The sequence below is a fragment of the Paenibacillus sp. FSL R7-0198 genome (assembly GCF_038000415.1).
In the GTDB taxonomy this organism is placed as follows: Bacteria; Bacillota; Bacilli; order Paenibacillales; family Paenibacillaceae; genus Paenibacillus.
On the sequence record NZ_JBBOCB010000001.1, the window covers coordinates 1,207,884 to 1,224,065 of the forward strand.

The following is a 16,182-nucleotide window of genomic DNA, read 5'->3' on the forward strand; positions in this document are numbered from 1 at the left end:
CGTTCAGTCGTCAGGCTCGGAACCCTTTTTTTCCAATCATCGTCAAAATCAGCATCATGATCAGCAATAATACAATCGTTGCTCCAGGTGCGAGGTTCCAGATGCCTGCTACAACCAGTCCAAGGACTACGGCAATTTCGCCAATCACCACGGACAAAATAATGGCGGATTTGAAACTTCGGGCCATCAACAGGCTGACCGCTACCGGAATGGTCAATAGCGCTGACACCAGAAGCGCACCAACAATCTTGATTGCCGTGCTTATGACAAGTGCTGTCATCACAGTGATTAACATGTTCAGAATTCTCACAGGCAACCCTGTAACCGCTGCCGCATCTTCCTCAAAACTGAGCAGGAAAAATTCCTTATGTAACAATGCCACTACAATCACCACGATCAGCGTAACCACACCTACCAGCTTCAGATCCGTAGCGTCTAATGTATATATACTGCCGAACAAATAACTCATGACATCTGCATTATATCCTTTGCCCAGCGTGAAGAACAAGGAAGCAAGAGCCACACCACCGGACATGATAATGGCAATCGATAATTCGGCGTAACTCTTGTACGCTTTGCGCAATTTCTCTATCGCAAATGAAGCAAGCACGGCAAATATCAAGCCCACCGCAATGGGATACACTTCAATCAGGAATCCAAGTGCAACACCGGCAATGGTCACATGAGACAAGGTGTCTCCGATCATGGATAACCGCCGTAAGACCAGGAACAGTCCGATTAACGGAGCGGTAATGCCAATTAACAACCCACCCGCCAGGGCACGCTGAAAAAAATCACTCATTAATATTTCCAAAACAAACACGACTCCTTCGGCCTTACTCTAATCTAATGGGCCATAAATACGGCTAGCGTACCTGTGCAGTGGTATGTTGCAGATTGGTCTCAGCACAATCCTGTACCTCATGCGAATGACGGACATGAAAATTAATTTTGCCATTCGTTACCGCAGCTTCAGAACCCAGATAACTCTCCATCCGATCCATATCATGAGACACCATTAGAAAAGTCATACGGTGATGTTCATGCATATGGGTAATCAGTTCAAAGAAACTGGCCTGTGATTCAGCATCAATACCTACGGTAGGTTCATCCAGAATCAACAGATCCGGGTGATTGATAAGCGCTCGTGCCAAAAATACACGCTGCTGTTGTCCGCCGGACAATTGACCAATACGTTTGTTCGCCAGATCCTCGATCCGCATGACCTGCATCGCATCCGTGCACTGTTGCTGGCATTTGCGAGACATACGACGAAACATGTTTTTGTTATTGTACAAGCCTGACATGACCACTTCACGAACGGTCGCAGGGAACAACGGGTTAAATGCATTCTTTTGAGGCACATACCCGATTCGGTCCCAGTCCTTGAACCTGCGGATCGACTGTCCGAATAGTTTGATATCTCCCTGCGCAGGAGGAAGAAGTCCTACCAGCATACGCAGCAATGTCGTTTTACCCGCCCCATTGGAACCGATAATCCCGACAAAGTCCCGTTCCTGGGCCATAAAATCGAGATTTTCAATCACTCGCTGGTCCCCGTAGGAAAATGATAGTTTCTCGATCTCTATAATTGGATCATGACATAGTGGCATGATTTGCTGCATGGCAAAGCCGCCCTTCATTATATATAAGAATCCCATAGCGTCCTAAGAGCCTTCACCGCGAACGGTAAAGACTCTTCGAGCTGAATCCTTCATTCTATCTTATTTTAATGCGATCAGCAGATTTTGCAAATTTTTCTCCATCAGGGTGAAATAATCATCCCCGTTTGTTGCCTGCTCCTTGGTTAATCCCTCAACCGGATTAAGGACCATGGTCTCCACGCCTGCTTCACTTGCCAGTGTTTTCGCCAATTTGTCAGATACCAGCTCTTCGAAGAAAATGTATTTGATACCTTCATCTTTAACGAGTTTCGCAAGCTTCACAATATCCTGTCCTGTCGGTTCAGCATCCGGGGAAAGTCCCATAATGGCATGCTGCGTTAATCCATAATCACGCGCAAGGTAGCCGAACGCTTGGTGCGAGACAACAATTTCCTTGTTCGGTACGGTAGCTAGTTCATCTGTAAAACGCTGATCCAGCGTCTCAAGCTTCGTGCGAAGCTCTTCATAACGTTGTTCGTAACCTGCTTTGTGATCGGGATCTGCCTCGACCAGACTATTTTTGATGTTTTCAGCCATGATCATGGCTGATTTCGGACTAACCCACGTATGTGGATCAATATGATGATCAGCGACATCTTCACTGGTAGCCTCATCTGTATGTTCATCCGCATGCTCGTCTTCGTGCTCTTCACCGTGACCATGCCCATCATCACCCTCAGCGGTTAACAGCTTAACACCTTCACTGACGGCAACAGACTTCACCTGTGTATCGCTATTCAGCGACTTCAGGAAATTCGGCACCCATCCTTCCAGTCCAGCTCCATTATAGAAAAACAGCTGTGCCTTGGACGTATTAACAATATCCTGACTCTTCGGAGTCCAGTCATGTGGCTCTACTCCCGTTGGCAGCAGGTTAATAACATTGGCATCCTCACCACCAATTGCAGTCGTAAAAGCATATACAGGATAAAATGTCGTCACAACGTTTACCTTGCCTTCCACAATCTTCGCACTATTGGAACTATCCTGCCCACACGCTGACAATACCAGCAAAGTGAGAATAAGCAAACCCGTCCACAGTACCTTCATGTTGCCTCTTTTGCTCGTCTTCCCTGTCCGGTTATCCTGAGCTTGATGCTGCACTTTATAAAATGTCATTATGATTCACTCCGCATCTCTTAATCGTAAACATTACTGAAAGAATTATAGGTAACCTGAACCTTCTTGTCAAGCTATCCCGTCCTATTCATTCTTTCCTGAAGTACGGAGTTCATAACAGTATATGCTTGTTCTCTTCCCTCAAGTTGCGAATTATATCAACAAAAAAAGGGACCCGAATTATATCGGGCCACCTTGTGTCATTTTTATGACAGACTTTGAATCAATCTCATAACTCAATTCTTATTTCACTTGTGCGCCATTAGGCATGTTGTCCGGTACTGTAGCAAGTGTAAGCTGGTCGCCATGCGATGCTGCAAGGATCATACCCTGAGACAGTTCACCACGAAGTTTCACCGGTTTGAGGTTGGTCACACAGATGACTTTGCGTCCAATCATCTCTTCTGGCGAATAGAACTTCGCAATTCCCGATACGACCTGGCGCTGCTCATAACCCAGATCGAGCTGCAATTTCAGCAACTTATCCGCTTTTTTGACCGGTTCGCAGGCAATGACTTGCGCGACACGCAGTTCAACTTTGGCAAAATCGTCAATACCGATCTCTTCGGTACCTTCAGGGGCTGTTACCGGTTCAACAGCTGCTGATGCTCCAGCATCTGCTTGACTTGCTTCAGGCTGTGCCGCTTTTTGGCCGCCAGTCATGGCTTCGGAGATATAAGCAATTTCCTGTTCGGAATCCAAACGCGGGAAGATTGGATCCCCTTTTTGCAAGGCGTTTCCTGCTGGAACCAGACCCCATTGCTTGGCTGTATCCCAAGCCGTAAGTTCACCTTCTTGAATGCCCAGCTGTGCCCAGATTTTATGAGGAGCACGTGTCAGGAACGGTTGCAACAGAATGGAAGCAATTCGCAAGCTTTCGATCAGGTGAGCCATAACGGATGCCAATTCATCGCGTTTTGCTTCATCACGAGCCAGCGCCCATGGCTGCGTCTCATCAATATATTTGTTGGTGCGGCTGACAAACTGGCTGATCGCCGTCAGTGCTACGGAAAACTGCAGGTTTTCCATTGCCTGTTCCACTTTTTCCACCGTAGCATGACCTGCTTCTTCCAGCGAAGCATCAAATTCTGTTACATTCGAAGCAAACGCAGGGGCTTTGCCTTCAAAATATTTGTCTACCATGGCAACTGTACGGTTCAACAGGTTACCCAGATCGTTCGCGAGGTCGGAGTTGACACGCTCTACGAAGCTCTCTGGTGTAAACGTACCATCGGAACCAAACGGTACTTCACGCAGCAGGTAATAACGTAGTGCATCGAGACCGTAACGGTCAATCAGAGTCACTGGATCAACGACATTACCTTTTGATTTGGACATTTTGCCGTCCTTCATCAACAACCAGCCATGTGCAAACACTTTCTTCGGCAAAGGCAAGTCCAGCGCCATCAACATAATTGGCCAGTAGATCGTATGGAAACGAACAATTTCTTTCCCTACCAGATGTACATCCGCAGGCCAGAACTTGTTGTACAGAGATGCATCGGATGAACCGTAGCCCAGTGCTGTAATATAGTTGGACAACGCATCAATCCACACGTAAACCACGTGTTTTGGATCGCCTTTAACTTTGACGCCCCATTCAAATGTAGTCCGCGATACGGCCAAATCTTCAAGACCTGGCTTGATGAAATTGTTGATCATCTCGTTCTTACGGGATTCCGGCTGAATAAAGCCTGGATTCTCTTCATAATATTTCAACAAACGATCTGCATATTTGCTCATACGGAAGAAGTAAGATTCTTCTTTGACCAATTCAACCGGGTGTCCGCTATCCGGGCTCTTGGCCGAGATAATCTCACCCTTCTCATTCTTCTCTACATCCACCAGTTGAGTCTCAGTGTAATACGTCTCATCCGGAATGCTGTACCATCCTTCGTACTCACCTTTGTAGATATCTCCCTGTTTCAGCAAACGGTCAAAGATATCCTGAACAATGGTTTTGTGACGCTCTTCGGTTGTACGGATAAAGTCGTCATTGGAAATGTCCAGCTTGTTCCACAGTTCCTTGATCCCCACAACGATATCGTCGATAAAAGCGTGCGGTGTCTGTCCTTTCTCTTGTGCCTTGCGCTCAATCTTCTGGCCATGTTCATCGGTTCCTGTCAGATAATGAGCATCATAACCGCGTAAACGCTTGTAACGAACCATCGCATCTCCCGCCACCGTTGTATACGCATGCCCAATATGCAATTTGTCACTCGGATAATAAATCGGGGTTGTCAGATAAAATGTTTTTTGGTCAGCCATGAATGACTTCTCCTCCTTCAAATGTTCCATCTTCATGTGATCCCTTCGTCCAAAACAACTAAAAAAGAACACAAAAAACTCCCGCCCCTATGGGACGAGAGTTGCTCTCACGTGTTACCACCCAAATTCCCCATGTTTTTCGCAAAACACAGGCTCTGTCGGTCCTTCGACCGCCCATTAACGCTGGATCACGCCTCAGCCTTACGACAGCAGCTCTGAAATCACTGTCTGCACGCTCGAAAGAGGTTCCTCCGGGACCATATTCCATCCTCCTCCCAGACCGGTTCTCAGCTCATCCGGCTCTCTGCACTGGGGGTGTGTCTGTACTTATCCCTTCACTGGAAATCATATAGAAGTTGTTCAAAAAGTCCACTTTTGATTACGAATCATGCCTACCGGCATCATCAGCATCGAAGTTGAAATTCAGCCGAAATGTCCGTTGCTCACGTAGGTTTCCTACGCTCCGCTACTCCATTTCTAACTTCATCCCATCTTCTTGGTACTGAAAACTAGACTTTTTGAACTCGCATATATAGGAAAAATATACTGAAATGCGGACCCCTTTGTCAAGTGGACAGCATACTCAAGTTCAATCCTGGCCTGCTTCCAGGCCACCCTAATGCTTCCGGCTATAACGTTACTCTGATACCAGAGTAGACTTCTCTGCCTTTGGTGGTACCAGATCTACACCACCAGGATGAAACGGGTGACATTTGGCAATACGTTTCGCTGTTAACAACGAACCTTTGAGCGCACCGTGCACTTCAATCGCCTCCATGGCGTAAGCCGAACAGCTCGGATAGAACCGACATGTTGGCGGTGTTAATGGAGAGATATAGTTGCGGTACACCCGAATAGGTGCCTGAGCAATTCTGCGCGATAACTTCATGGTCAGTGCTTCCCATGAGCGTGTTGATGTCCCGACGCCGCTTTGGCCGGAGCATGCTCTGCACAGTCCTTACAATATCCAAATACCTCGAACTTGTGGTCTACAACCTGAAATTGCTCAGGCGCATCCGCAAGCTGCATCGGGCAAAAAATAATAGGATATGTCTTCTGACACTTCAGACAGATCATATGATGGTGATGATGATCTTCACTACAGTGTGCTTTGAATTTAACGCCATCTTCGAAGATGACCTGTTCCAGTACACCCAGTTCCTGCATCACCCGCAAATTACGATATACTGTGTCAAAACTCAGTCCGCTGTAAGTCTTACCCATATATTCATAGACGTCCTTGGGTGTAAGATACCCGGGAGACTCGGCAAATAACCGGGCCAGTGTTTTCCGCTGATCGGTAATGCGAAGTCCCTGTGAGGACATGGTTGAAATAATCTGTTCTGTCGACAGCATGATCTAAAGCACCTCCTGTCATACGAGCATTTTGCATCATTCATAGAGCGACAGTTTATTCGCAAAAGCAAAAACTTTTGCTTTCTTGTATACCTCTAATAATGCATCAAATTACGATTAGAGTCAACGAAGACACCGGGTTGGGTCATTCCAACATCACATAAAAAGGACTCCATACCCATGCATTGCCATTACGTTTAGCTTGGAGCTAATGACATTGCATTTGATGGAGTCCCTTCCTGACGGTTCAGATGATCAATCGTTCGGGCGACTTTTGGGGTGAACGGGTATATATGATATAAGCTTTCACTCCAAACCGTCCGTGCATGTTCATGTTATTATTTTTCAGCCGGAAGCGGCGTGAACAGCAGGTTAACAGGCAAGTTACTTCCTGGTGCCGCCGAGAAGAGAATGGTTACACTCTCGCCGTACGAACCTGTGCGATACATTACACTTTGCTCATTAGGTGCAGTTACAGATTTACCTGTGGAAATCTGAACGACCTGTCCATTCACAAGTGCCACACCTGAGTATCTGCCACCACGAGGGTTGAATGAAATCAACGTGCGCGGAGCAACATTATTCAATGTAATTTTGTACAATACACCGAAGTTACCTGCGTTGGAAGCTTCCGTGTAAGCCATAGGGTCCGTTCCCACAAGGTTTGGATCACTTGCATTGTCTCCAAGTGGAAGACGTGCAGGCTTCGATCCTAATTCTTGATCGTACGTAATGATCCGTGTTGCATTCGGGTACGTTCCGCGGTTGTGAACACCATCACGATCCAGAACCGGCAGGCTCGACAACACTTCCATCGGGTCCTTGTTTTCTTCAATCATGATAATGTTGTAATCCAGTTCATAGTCACTGAATACATCCGAATACAAGGAAATGACTTGTCCCTGTTTCATCGGAAGAACGCTCAGATCATTGAGAATCAGCTTGCTTTCTCCTGGCTGGATGTAAACTTTCTTTTGTCCGGTACCATTCTGCATGGATTGGAACCAACGGTCAATCGACAACTTTCCAGCTACCGTTGCAAAAGGAGACGGTCCTGCAAAACCCATGTTTTGCTGGTCAATGGACGCCGTGTATGCATTGTTGTTTGTCGCTACAACATACATTTTCACGTTTTTGCCCGTGTTGTTCACATGGTGAATCATGAAGCGTGTCTGTCCGAAGGAAGATTCCTTGTACACAATGCCTTCTGTATTCACGGTTTCCGGGCTGTTACTGCGGATCAGCAGACTTGGTTCGTCATAATACGTGAAAGGAACTTTCTCCAATGCCGGTACTCCACCACCGTCAAAAGTGAACTTCTCACCGACTGGTGTGAACAATTGATTGAAGTCAGTCACACTATAAAGTGTTTCTCCCGTAATATTGATCATCTTGGTATAGCTATCGCTAGCACCATGTTTATCGGTAACTGTAATCGTTACGGTCTTCGGTCCTGGAACAAAGAATGCAAGTGCATTGTTATCCCATTCTGTTTTTACAATTGCGTTCTCATCATCTGTGCTTTGATCAATATAAGTGATTTTCTCACCCATTTTGTATTCTTCTTTATCTGTCGTAAACATTGCGACAGGTGGCAGATTTGGTCTTTCAACCTTAATCGTAACCGAATACGGATCACTCCATTGACCACTTGAATCCTGGACCGCATAGGTTACTGTGTATACACCTGGTTGGTCGAATGAATCCTGACGACCTGTCCAACGCTCATCTACAATGCTGAGTCCCTTGGGAGAGCTGGATCTGGTTGTGTAGGTTACCTGGTCTCCGGCAAAAACCTCTTTTTGTACCGTGAAGCTTGCCACCGGTTTGGTACTCAGATTCAATACAACCGTTTTGGCAGATTGATTTACTTTATACGTAATGTCCAAAGCTTGGGTAATTGAAGTCAACGGCACCATGAACGTATTTTTTTGTTGATAAGCCGCACCCTTCATCGTTCTGGACACACCATTAACGGTATAGATCTTGCTGTTTGTTTTGAAACGCAGCTCATCTTCACCACTAATAATGATCGTTTCTTTAGTTGTGTTATCATATTTGACATCGTAGCCAACCCGATCAACGAGAGCACGGATCGCTACATAGGATACACCATTTTTAACAGCCATCGGCTGTCCAGCAAGATACGTTTTGCCATCTTGCATCATTTTATTACTGTTCATATAAAGAGTGAGGTCTCCACCCCCGCCTCCAGCAACAGATGAACTCCCTGTAGACGGTTGTTCCACTTCTACCGGTGCAGGTGCTGGTGTTTCCTCAGCTGTACCTTCTTCGTCCGTAGGTTCAATTACCGGCTCAACAGGAGTCGCGTCTGTTCCTGTAGGAACATCTGTCTCAGGGTTCACTTCTTCAGTTGTTTCATTATTTGATGTTGGAGTGTTTGTTCCGGATTTCACTTCGGATTCCGCGATGGTTTGTTCTTTCTTCACAACCTCCACGGATTTAACTTTGGCTGTATTCACTGATGTAGTATCGCTCTGATCTGCTGATTGTGCATTGGCAGGAATGACTGCAAACGCCTGAAACACAGCAAAAGCGGTAAGTATGGACAATTTCTTCTTCAAATTCATTCTTTGTCTTTGGCTCCTTCTGCTCCCATTTTATAAATATCCCCCTCAAAAAGTCATATTATTAGACGCTTGGAACCGGGAAAAGTTGCTAAAAAGTTAAGAGGAGAATTGTAAACTTTTAATAGAAGGAAAATACTATGAAAATAGTTATCTATCAATTATCTTTTTAGCATTCGTATCCCAAAATTAACCAATAGAAAATTCCAACAAAAAAATCTCTCCAGGAGATGGTCAATCAGCACCATATCGCAGAGAGATGTAAGGATTGAATAGGTCTAGCGCAAACGGACAGGCAGACTTCCTGTTGGCTGCATTCCACCGGTTAACACATGGGACAATACCCGAACAACTGCAGGTGTATTCTCATACGTACAAACATAACTACCCGGCCTCGAAATCTCCAGCAGATCATATGGATTGCGCAGAGCAATTACAATCAAGGTATGATTCTCACTAAGCTTTTCAACCAAATACTGTTGCCCTTTCGGAAGATGTCCAGCCGACGTGTACGTACATACGATAACTTGCTCACTCTCCGACACTTCCGCCAATATCCGATCTGTTTCATAATAAGTGGGCTGAGTTGTAATGATGTGCTCGCGAACTCTGCCTCGCAGTTGCGATAGCGCCATACCCAGCGATTCTGTATGAGACCATGGTTCATCCACCTCTGTACGTTGCACAACCTCAGGCCAGATGACATATACGTCCTTCTCTGGGTCCAATGGCAGCAGCCCATCATTATGAACGATGGTAATACTGCTTGAAGCAATCTTGAACAACGTCAATTCGTTGGGCACACTGGGCTCAGTAGGTTTAGTGGATTCAGTGCAATCAACAGGTTCGACATCGGTTGATTCGACCGTTTCACTCGCTTTCGGCGAAACAAGATGATCATTCTGCTGCCCACAGCGCTTTCTTTTCCATGTCATAATGCGTTCAACCGCCTGATGAATAACCTCTTCCGAAATGCGCCCCGTTCGAACTGCTTCGTATATGCCTTTCAGCGCAGCAACCTGATCTTGCAAGGTATGACTCACCAGAATCAGATCTGCTCCTGCTTCCACAGCACGAACGGCAGCTTCAGCTACACCATATGGCTTGGATATCGCATGCATTTCAAGACAGTCTGTAATAATAATGCCTTCAAAACCCATTTCCTCACGTAGCAGACCCGTTAACACCTTATGCGACAATGTTGCCGGAATGGGCTCGGGCTCAATCGAAGGGAACATCACATGAGCTGTCATAATAGCGTCAACTCCGGCCTCAATCGCCTTGCGGAACGGCAACAACTCCATCTGTTCCAGCCTGTTTCGATCATGAGGTACCGTAACCATACCAAGATGAGAATCTACGGCGGTATCTCCGTGCCCCGGAAAATGTTTGGCAGTAGCAGCTATGCCCTGTGATTGATATCCGGTGATGGCTGCTACGCCATGAGCGGCCACACTTTCAGCATGTTCACCATACGAACGCACACCGATAACCGGGTTAAGCGGATTGTTATTCACGTCGACCACTGGCGCAAGGTTCATATCAATACCGATGTTTTTCAACTCACGCCCCAGAATTTGGGCACACTCCAGGGTATATTCCGGATTTCCTGTTGCACCAAGTGCCATATTACCCGGCACTTGGGTCATTCCCTCTTTGTCAATCCGTGCAACCATGCCACCTTCCTGGTCCACCGAAATCATGAGTGGTAAGGCCCCCGTTTCAGCAGCCATATCTTGCAGTTCGGCGGACAGCCGTGTCAATTGATCTACACTTTTGACATTGCGCCGGAAATAAATGATGCCCCCGACGTGATAGTCACGGATTAAGCGAGCAATCTGTTCATCTGCGTGCTGACTGTGAAATCCACACATCAACAATTGTCCTACCTTTTGCTCCAATGTCAGATTATTTAAGAGTTTCATTTGACCTCTCCTCCCGGTTCCCTTGCCCCTACGAACCCAATCGTTTACTCTGCCTGTACTCGGAGGGTTTCATGTGGAAGTGTTTATGAAACACCTTGGAGAAGTAACGGCGCTCCTTGAACCCTGTGGCTTCTCCAATCGCTGTAATGCTCCATTCGGTTGTACTCAACAATAAAGCTGCACTTTCCATCCGTTTCTGCGTCATGTATTCCACAAAAGTAACACCCATTTGGGTTTTAAACAGCTGGCAAAAGTAACCTGGGCTGATTCCGAGCCAATCTGAGACTTCATCTATTCCCAAGTCCTGTTGCAGCCGTGCATCCATATACTCACATGCAGACAGGATCAGTTCCGATACAGAAGGACGTGGCTGCGTTTGTTTGCCCTGATAGGCATGGATAACAACCTCTGCAAGTTCAAGGAGTTCCCTCATGGATACGGCCCCTTGCAGTGCATTCCAAAAATTCACTTCGTGCTCTTCAGCGAAGGCCTGTACTTCCCGCAGTTCACGAAGCATGTGCACAAGCATAAACCGAAGATTGGTTTCATCTACCCTGTTGAAGGATTGTCCTGAATTCCCCATTTGCTGTTTAAGCCGATCCAATACATCACGTAACCCCTGCTTGTTCCCTTGACGAATCCACCGAGTAACAAGCTCCAGATCTTCTCTTGTAATCCATGAGTTAGCCCCTTTGGAGGCCGTATGATCATGCGATAAGGCGGTTTCGGGACAACTCGCCTTCAGCACCTTGTCTTCACTCTCCGCATGGGACATCAGTATTTTTTGACAATGCCGATATCGCTCCAAAATTTGACTTTCCAGGTTCACGGGCACAGCATCCTGAACAACCCTGACCTTCACACCTGAATCCAAGGATAATATCACATTTAATTCGAGACACAGTTGATGGGCCAATTCCTCTGAGAGACGTTTCCACTCCCCCGATGCCTCCAGCAGGATGCACCACTCACCTTTGCGGGTCGAAAGAATCTGACAGTCACCCGTAATTCTCTCTGCCACTTCCCTAAGTCTGGAAATTACGGTCTCATGCCATCGTTGGTGCTGAAGCTCGGACCAACCGATCGAATGGCGAAAATAACCGACCGCATCCACCAGCAGCAACGTATACGGTGCAGCAGTTGTTATAAATTCAGGAACAGAAGCAGGATAGGCAATCTTCAATGGTGCTTCTCCTCGCAACAGGTCAATCAACTGTTTGTGTCTGATCCAGCTTTCCATCTCTTGGCTGCGATAACGTTGCGATTCGTTTTCCAGACGTCTCTTCTGGATCTGAACGGCAAGCTCACGCAGTTTATGTTCCAGATTCAAATAATCAATTGGCTTACATATGTATTCATGTACGTTATATTTAATAGCGGTTCGAGCATATTCAAACTGCTGATAACCGGTCAGCAAAATAATTTCACACGTTTCACCCTGCTCTCGCAGCAATCGAATAAGTTCCAATCCATCCATAGACGGCATCCGAATATCACACAAGAGAATGTCCGGATGACTTTCTGTTACTTTCCCCAGCGCTTCTACACCACTTCTCGCTGTACCTGTGATTTCAATCCCCATCTCTTCCCAGGGTAAAATGTAGTTCAGATTCTCCAGAATCGGCAGCTCATCGTCAACCAGCATTGCAGTCAGATTCATCCGGCTTCCTCCTGCTCATATAATGGAATGATGCATCGAATAACAGTGCCATACCCCGGTGCTGAACATATAAATATGCCATACCCGGCCCCGTATTGAATACGAATTCGATCTGCCACACTTCGTAATCCCAATCCCCTGCGTTCCGTTATGGCCGATAATGATTCCGCCCCTTCCGCGAGCATATCTTCCGGCGGATCTTCTGCCATATACTCAAATCGTGCGAGCATTTCCTGGGGAATACCGATCCCATTATCCTCAACACATAACACCAGATGATCCCGTTCCGCATATGCGCTTATCCGCAGTACACCTGGATAGGTGATCCCCTCAAACCCATGTTGAATGCTATTTTCCACCAGAGGCTGGAGGGTCAGCTTGAGCAGGATTGAGCTGTATAAATGAGGTGGAATGTCAATCTCATAGGTGAACAAATCACTGAACCTGTACTGTTGAATCTCCAGATAACTCTGCAAATGCCTGATTTCCTCACCCAGCGGAATCTCCTCCTGATCCTGAATGCTGATACGAAGCATATTGCCAAGTCTGGTCACCATCTCGCTTACTTTGCGGCCCTCCCCACGCAGCGCTAATCCATTAATGGATTCCAATGTGTTAAACAGAAAATGAGGTTTGATCTGGGCCTGTAGTACACGTAGTTCCGCTTGGGCCTTCTGCTCTTGCTCTGCCCGAACACGACGGAATAATCCCCCGATACGATCCAATAGTTCATTGAACCCTTGCGCAAGCAGCTGCATTTCATCGAACCCTTTTCCTTCCACCCTCGCATTAAAATCACCATCATCCACACGACGCATAAACCTTACAAGTACAGCAATGTTACCCGTAATGCGATTCATGAAAAAAAGATTAAAGATCATCGCTGCGAGCAGGCATAACAGAATAATGATGACAGACCAACCTGCAAAGGCATTGGTTTCCGCAGATAAGGCTTCCCATGAAGTCACACTGACGAGGCTCCAGTTATAGTTTTTCAGATGATATTGCGAAATGATACTTTCCTTGCCGTCAAAGACCGTTCTGACACTGCTAAAACCGGGACCGTACCTGTCAGATTCAGCACCAAGATTTTGCATGTTCTCACCGTTATAAATACCAGCAGGATCATAGACGATCAGGCCTTCTTCATTAATTAACAGGAAAGATGTATCCTGTGCCGAATCGCTGATCTGCAGGTGACGGAAGATCCTGTCGATCTCTCCTTTTTTGATCTGAACAACAAGCACCCCGATATTTTGAAAATAACTGAGTTCTTTGACCAGTCTGATCTGGGTAAAGACAGGTTCTATCCCGGTTAATTCGGGATATTCCAAAGGTGCGAGCCATTTAGGCACGCCATTAAGTTGCTGAATTTCGTTGAATAAGGGATGTACTTTGAATTGCTGAAAAGGAAGGGCTTGAAAGTTCTCTTTGGTGAAAATGGAGACAATCTGGTTGTTCTCGGAAGAACGCAAATCATATAAAAAGGCATAACTGATGAACGGATAATTATATAGAAGGGAACGGAAATTGCGCTGGCTGGCATTCAGGGATAACTGATTACCGGTTCCCAGATCCTGCTTGGTCGGATCTTTGGCGTTCAGCGCCATTTGAAAAACCGATGTAGCTATCCCGTTGTCGGTAACACTATTAATCTGCTGAAATACATTCTCGATATTGTAACTAATGGCCTGAAGCGCATATTCGGCCTGTTGATTGTATTTTTTCTCAATCGTATGTGATGTGACCAGAAACATGCCAATGCCTAGCGCACACATCGGTACAATAATCAGCAGCAGAAATGCCAAGGCCAGCTTCATTCGCAAGTTCATATCCCGTTCTCCCTATCAACTGGTTCATGGTATTAACCTTTGACACCACCTGCAGTTACTCCTTCTATAATTTTCTCCTGGAGTATAGCGTAGATCACAAGTACAGGTACAACACTGTATACAATACCTGCCGACATCTGGGCATAGTTCATCTGATATTGATCCCGAAACTGGACCATGCCCACTGGCAGCGTACGCAATTTATCGGTGGATAAGAAATAGTTGGCGAGTAAAAATTCGTTCCAGTTGCCGAGGAAATTAACGATAAAAACGGTAACAATAGCCGGAACCGTAAGAGGTATCACTATTTTAGCAAAGATACCCGGTGCCCTCAAGCCGTCCATGACCGCCGCTTCCTCAATTTCTCCAGGCAGAGAACGCATAAAAGCCGCCAGTATAATAATGGTAAAAGGGATCGCATTGGCCACATAGGGCACGATCAATGCCAGATGGGTATCCAATATGCCCATTTTGCGAACAAGCAGATAGATCGGCAGCATAAGTGCATTGTTGGGAATAAGCATACCTGCCAGAATTAAGCTGTACAGAAACAGGCTCCATCTCCGGTGTCTCATCCGGGTTACGGCAAAAGCAAACATGGCACCGAGCACAATCGTACACGCCGACGATAAAACCGAAATGTACAGGCTATTCCAGAAATATGTGCCAATCTTTGCATTCACCCAAGCCTCCACGTAATTGTTAAACTCCCATGTTGTAGGCAGACCGAATGGATTCAAGGCGATTTCATTGTTATCCTGCTTAAATGAAGAGAAGATTACAAATAAAAAGGGAAACAAAATCGCGATTAAATACAATATTAACAACACATGAGGTATACTGCTTTTTAAGCTTTTTGCCATCAATATTCCACCTTCTCGCTCCGCCTCGCTACCAGCAGTTGATACACCGCAGTGAGCACAAGCGTCAGAGCAAAGATCAGCACTGCAATGGTATTGCCATAGCCATATTTGAAGTTGGTAATCGCGTATTTGATCATATATGTGGCCAGAACCTCGGTGGACCCAGCGGGCCCACCTTTGGTCATGACAATCACGATGTCGGCTGCTTTCATGGCACCTGCAATGGACAACATGATCACCACTGAAATGATCGGCCGGATCAGCGGCAACGTAATTCGCATTGCACGTTGTACCGCTGTTGCCCCATCGATTGCAGCCGCTTCATCCAGATCACGGGGAATCGCCAGTATGGCCGCCAGCACCATGACAATGTAAAATCCCGTCCACTGCCAGGCATTGGTCACCAAAATGGACAACATGGCGAATCGGTTATCCGATAACCAGTAGATTGGATCGATGCCCAGCACATGAAGTATTTTGTTTAATAGTCCGATATTGGGTTCATAGATGAACCCCCACAAGATACCGATAACGGCTGTCGACATAATGGATGGTAAAAAAACAGCTGTTTTATACAGACCTTTTAGTCTTTTCACATTGGCAATAAGAAGCGAAAACAGGACGATGAGGGGTACCTGAATCAGTACCGAAAATCCGATGAAAAAGCCGTTATTCCGTGTGGAAATCCAAAAACGTTCATCGGTCAGTGCCTTCACATAATTGGATAAACCCACAAAACGTGGCTCAGCCGATACCCCATTCCAACTCGTTAGACTGTAATACAGGGAGCTACCAATAGGATATAAGAAGAACATTACAAACAGAATTAGGGCTGGCATTACAAACAGCGTATAGATTAACGGGCTGCGGAGTGAAGTATTCATAGTCAGCCTCCTTCAGTCACTTC

12 protein-coding genes are annotated in these 16,182 nt (G+C 46.2%); all 12 read right to left on the bottom strand.

The window, feature by feature from the left end; all coding sequences use genetic code 11:
- Window positions 1-10: 10 nt before the first annotated feature.
- On the bottom strand, window positions 11-814 hold the full coding sequence (locus tag MKY87_RS05135; RefSeq protein WP_017687569.1) for a metal ABC transporter permease: 804 nt from the start codon (window positions 812-814) through the stop codon (window positions 11-13).
- 52 nt (window positions 815-866) lie between these two features.
- A complete protein-coding gene (locus tag MKY87_RS05140) occupies window positions 867-1,625 on the bottom strand; it encodes a metal ABC transporter ATP-binding protein (protein WP_091018152.1) in 759 nt (252 codons plus the stop codon).
- A gap of 99 nt (window positions 1,626-1,724) precedes the next feature.
- Window positions 1,725-2,783 carry a metal ABC transporter solute-binding protein, Zn/Mn family gene (locus tag MKY87_RS05145; protein WP_445669410.1) on the bottom strand — a complete coding sequence of 353 codons (1,059 nt, stop codon included), beginning with the start codon at window positions 2,781-2,783 and terminating at the stop codon, window positions 1,725-1,727.
- A 243-nt stretch (window positions 2,784-3,026) separates the two neighbouring features.
- Window positions 3,027-5,081, bottom strand: a complete 2,055-nt coding sequence (gene metG / locus MKY87_RS05150; RefSeq protein WP_340963194.1) for a methionine--tRNA ligase — start codon at window positions 5,079-5,081, stop codon at window positions 3,027-3,029.
- 607 nt (window positions 5,082-5,688) lie between these two features.
- Window positions 5,689-5,940, bottom strand: coding sequence for a membrane protein insertion efficiency factor YidD (gene yidD, locus MKY87_RS05155; protein ID WP_091018158.1), 252 nt, complete (start codon window positions 5,938-5,940; stop codon window positions 5,689-5,691).
- A gap of 2 nt (window positions 5,941-5,942) precedes the next feature.
- Window positions 5,943-6,407 carry a Fur family transcriptional regulator gene (locus MKY87_RS05160; protein ID WP_074095707.1) on the bottom strand — a complete coding sequence of 155 codons (465 nt, stop codon included), beginning with the start codon at window positions 6,405-6,407 and terminating at the stop codon, window positions 5,943-5,945.
- 338 nt (window positions 6,408-6,745) lie between these two features.
- Window positions 6,746-8,998, bottom strand: a complete 2,253-nt coding sequence (locus MKY87_RS05165; protein WP_340963197.1) for a stalk domain-containing protein — start codon at window positions 8,996-8,998, stop codon at window positions 6,746-6,748.
- 275 nt (window positions 8,999-9,273) lie between these two features.
- Window positions 9,274-10,920, bottom strand: coding sequence for a beta-N-acetylhexosaminidase (nagZ, locus tag MKY87_RS05170; protein WP_340963199.1), 1,647 nt, complete (start codon window positions 10,918-10,920; stop codon window positions 9,274-9,276).
- A 28-nt stretch (window positions 10,921-10,948) separates the two neighbouring features.
- Window positions 10,949-12,580 (bottom strand): response regulator transcription factor, encoded by a 1,632-nt coding sequence (locus MKY87_RS05175; protein WP_340963202.1) that lies wholly within the window; start codon window positions 12,578-12,580, stop codon window positions 10,949-10,951.
- The gene (locus tag MKY87_RS05180) at window positions 12,577-14,412 is read right to left on the bottom strand and encodes a cache domain-containing sensor histidine kinase (protein WP_340963206.1); all 1,836 of its coding nucleotides are present in this window, start codon (window positions 14,410-14,412) and stop codon (window positions 12,577-12,579) included. The genes MKY87_RS05175 and MKY87_RS05180 overlap by 4 nt, the downstream gene beginning before the upstream one ends.
- A 32-nt stretch (window positions 14,413-14,444) precedes the next feature.
- Window positions 14,445-15,275: a carbohydrate ABC transporter permease gene (locus MKY87_RS05185; RefSeq protein ID WP_091028779.1), complete on the bottom strand. Its 831-nt coding sequence runs from the start codon at window positions 15,273-15,275 to the stop codon at window positions 14,445-14,447.
- The gene (locus MKY87_RS05190; RefSeq protein WP_036614432.1) at window positions 15,275-16,159 is read right to left on the bottom strand and encodes a carbohydrate ABC transporter permease; all 885 of its coding nucleotides are present in this window, start codon (window positions 16,157-16,159) and stop codon (window positions 15,275-15,277) included. Before MKY87_RS05190 ends, MKY87_RS05185 begins: the two co-directional genes overlap by 1 nt.
- Window positions 16,160-16,182 lie beyond the last annotated feature (23 nt).

Coding starts and splice junctions, on each gene's coding strand:
- MKY87_RS05190 (WP_036614432.1), bottom strand. CDS start 16,159: ATGAATACTTCACTCCGCAGCCCGTTAATCTATACGCTGTTTGTAATG.
- MKY87_RS05140 (WP_091018152.1), bottom strand. CDS start 1,625: ATGCAGCAAATCATGCCACTATGTCATGATCCAATTATAGAGATCGAG.
- MKY87_RS05175 (WP_340963202.1), bottom strand. CDS start 12,580: ATGAATCTGACTGCAATGCTGGTTGACGATGAGCTGCCGATTCTGGAG.
- nagZ (WP_340963199.1), bottom strand. CDS start 10,920: ATGAAACTCTTAAATAATCTGACATTGGAGCAAAAGGTAGGACAATTG.
- MKY87_RS05160 (WP_074095707.1), bottom strand. CDS start 6,407: ATGCTGTCGACAGAACAGATTATTTCAACCATGTCCTCACAGGGACTT.
- yidD (WP_091018158.1), bottom strand. CDS start 5,940: ATGAAGTTATCGCGCAGAATTGCTCAGGCACCTATTCGGGTGTACCGC.
- MKY87_RS05145 (WP_445669410.1), bottom strand. CDS start 2,783: ATGACATTTTATAAAGTGCAGCATCAAGCTCAGGATAACCGGACAGGG.
- MKY87_RS05165 (WP_340963197.1), bottom strand. CDS start 8,998: ATGAATTTGAAGAAGAAATTGTCCATACTTACCGCTTTTGCTGTGTTT.
- metG (WP_340963194.1), bottom strand. CDS start 5,081: ATGGAACATTTGAAGGAGGAGAAGTCATTCATGGCTGACCAAAAAACA.
- MKY87_RS05185 (WP_091028779.1), bottom strand. CDS start 15,275: ATGGCAAAAAGCTTAAAAAGCAGTATACCTCATGTGTTGTTAATATTG.
- MKY87_RS05180 (WP_340963206.1), bottom strand. CDS start 14,412: ATGAACTTGCGAATGAAGCTGGCCTTGGCATTTCTGCTGCTGATTATT.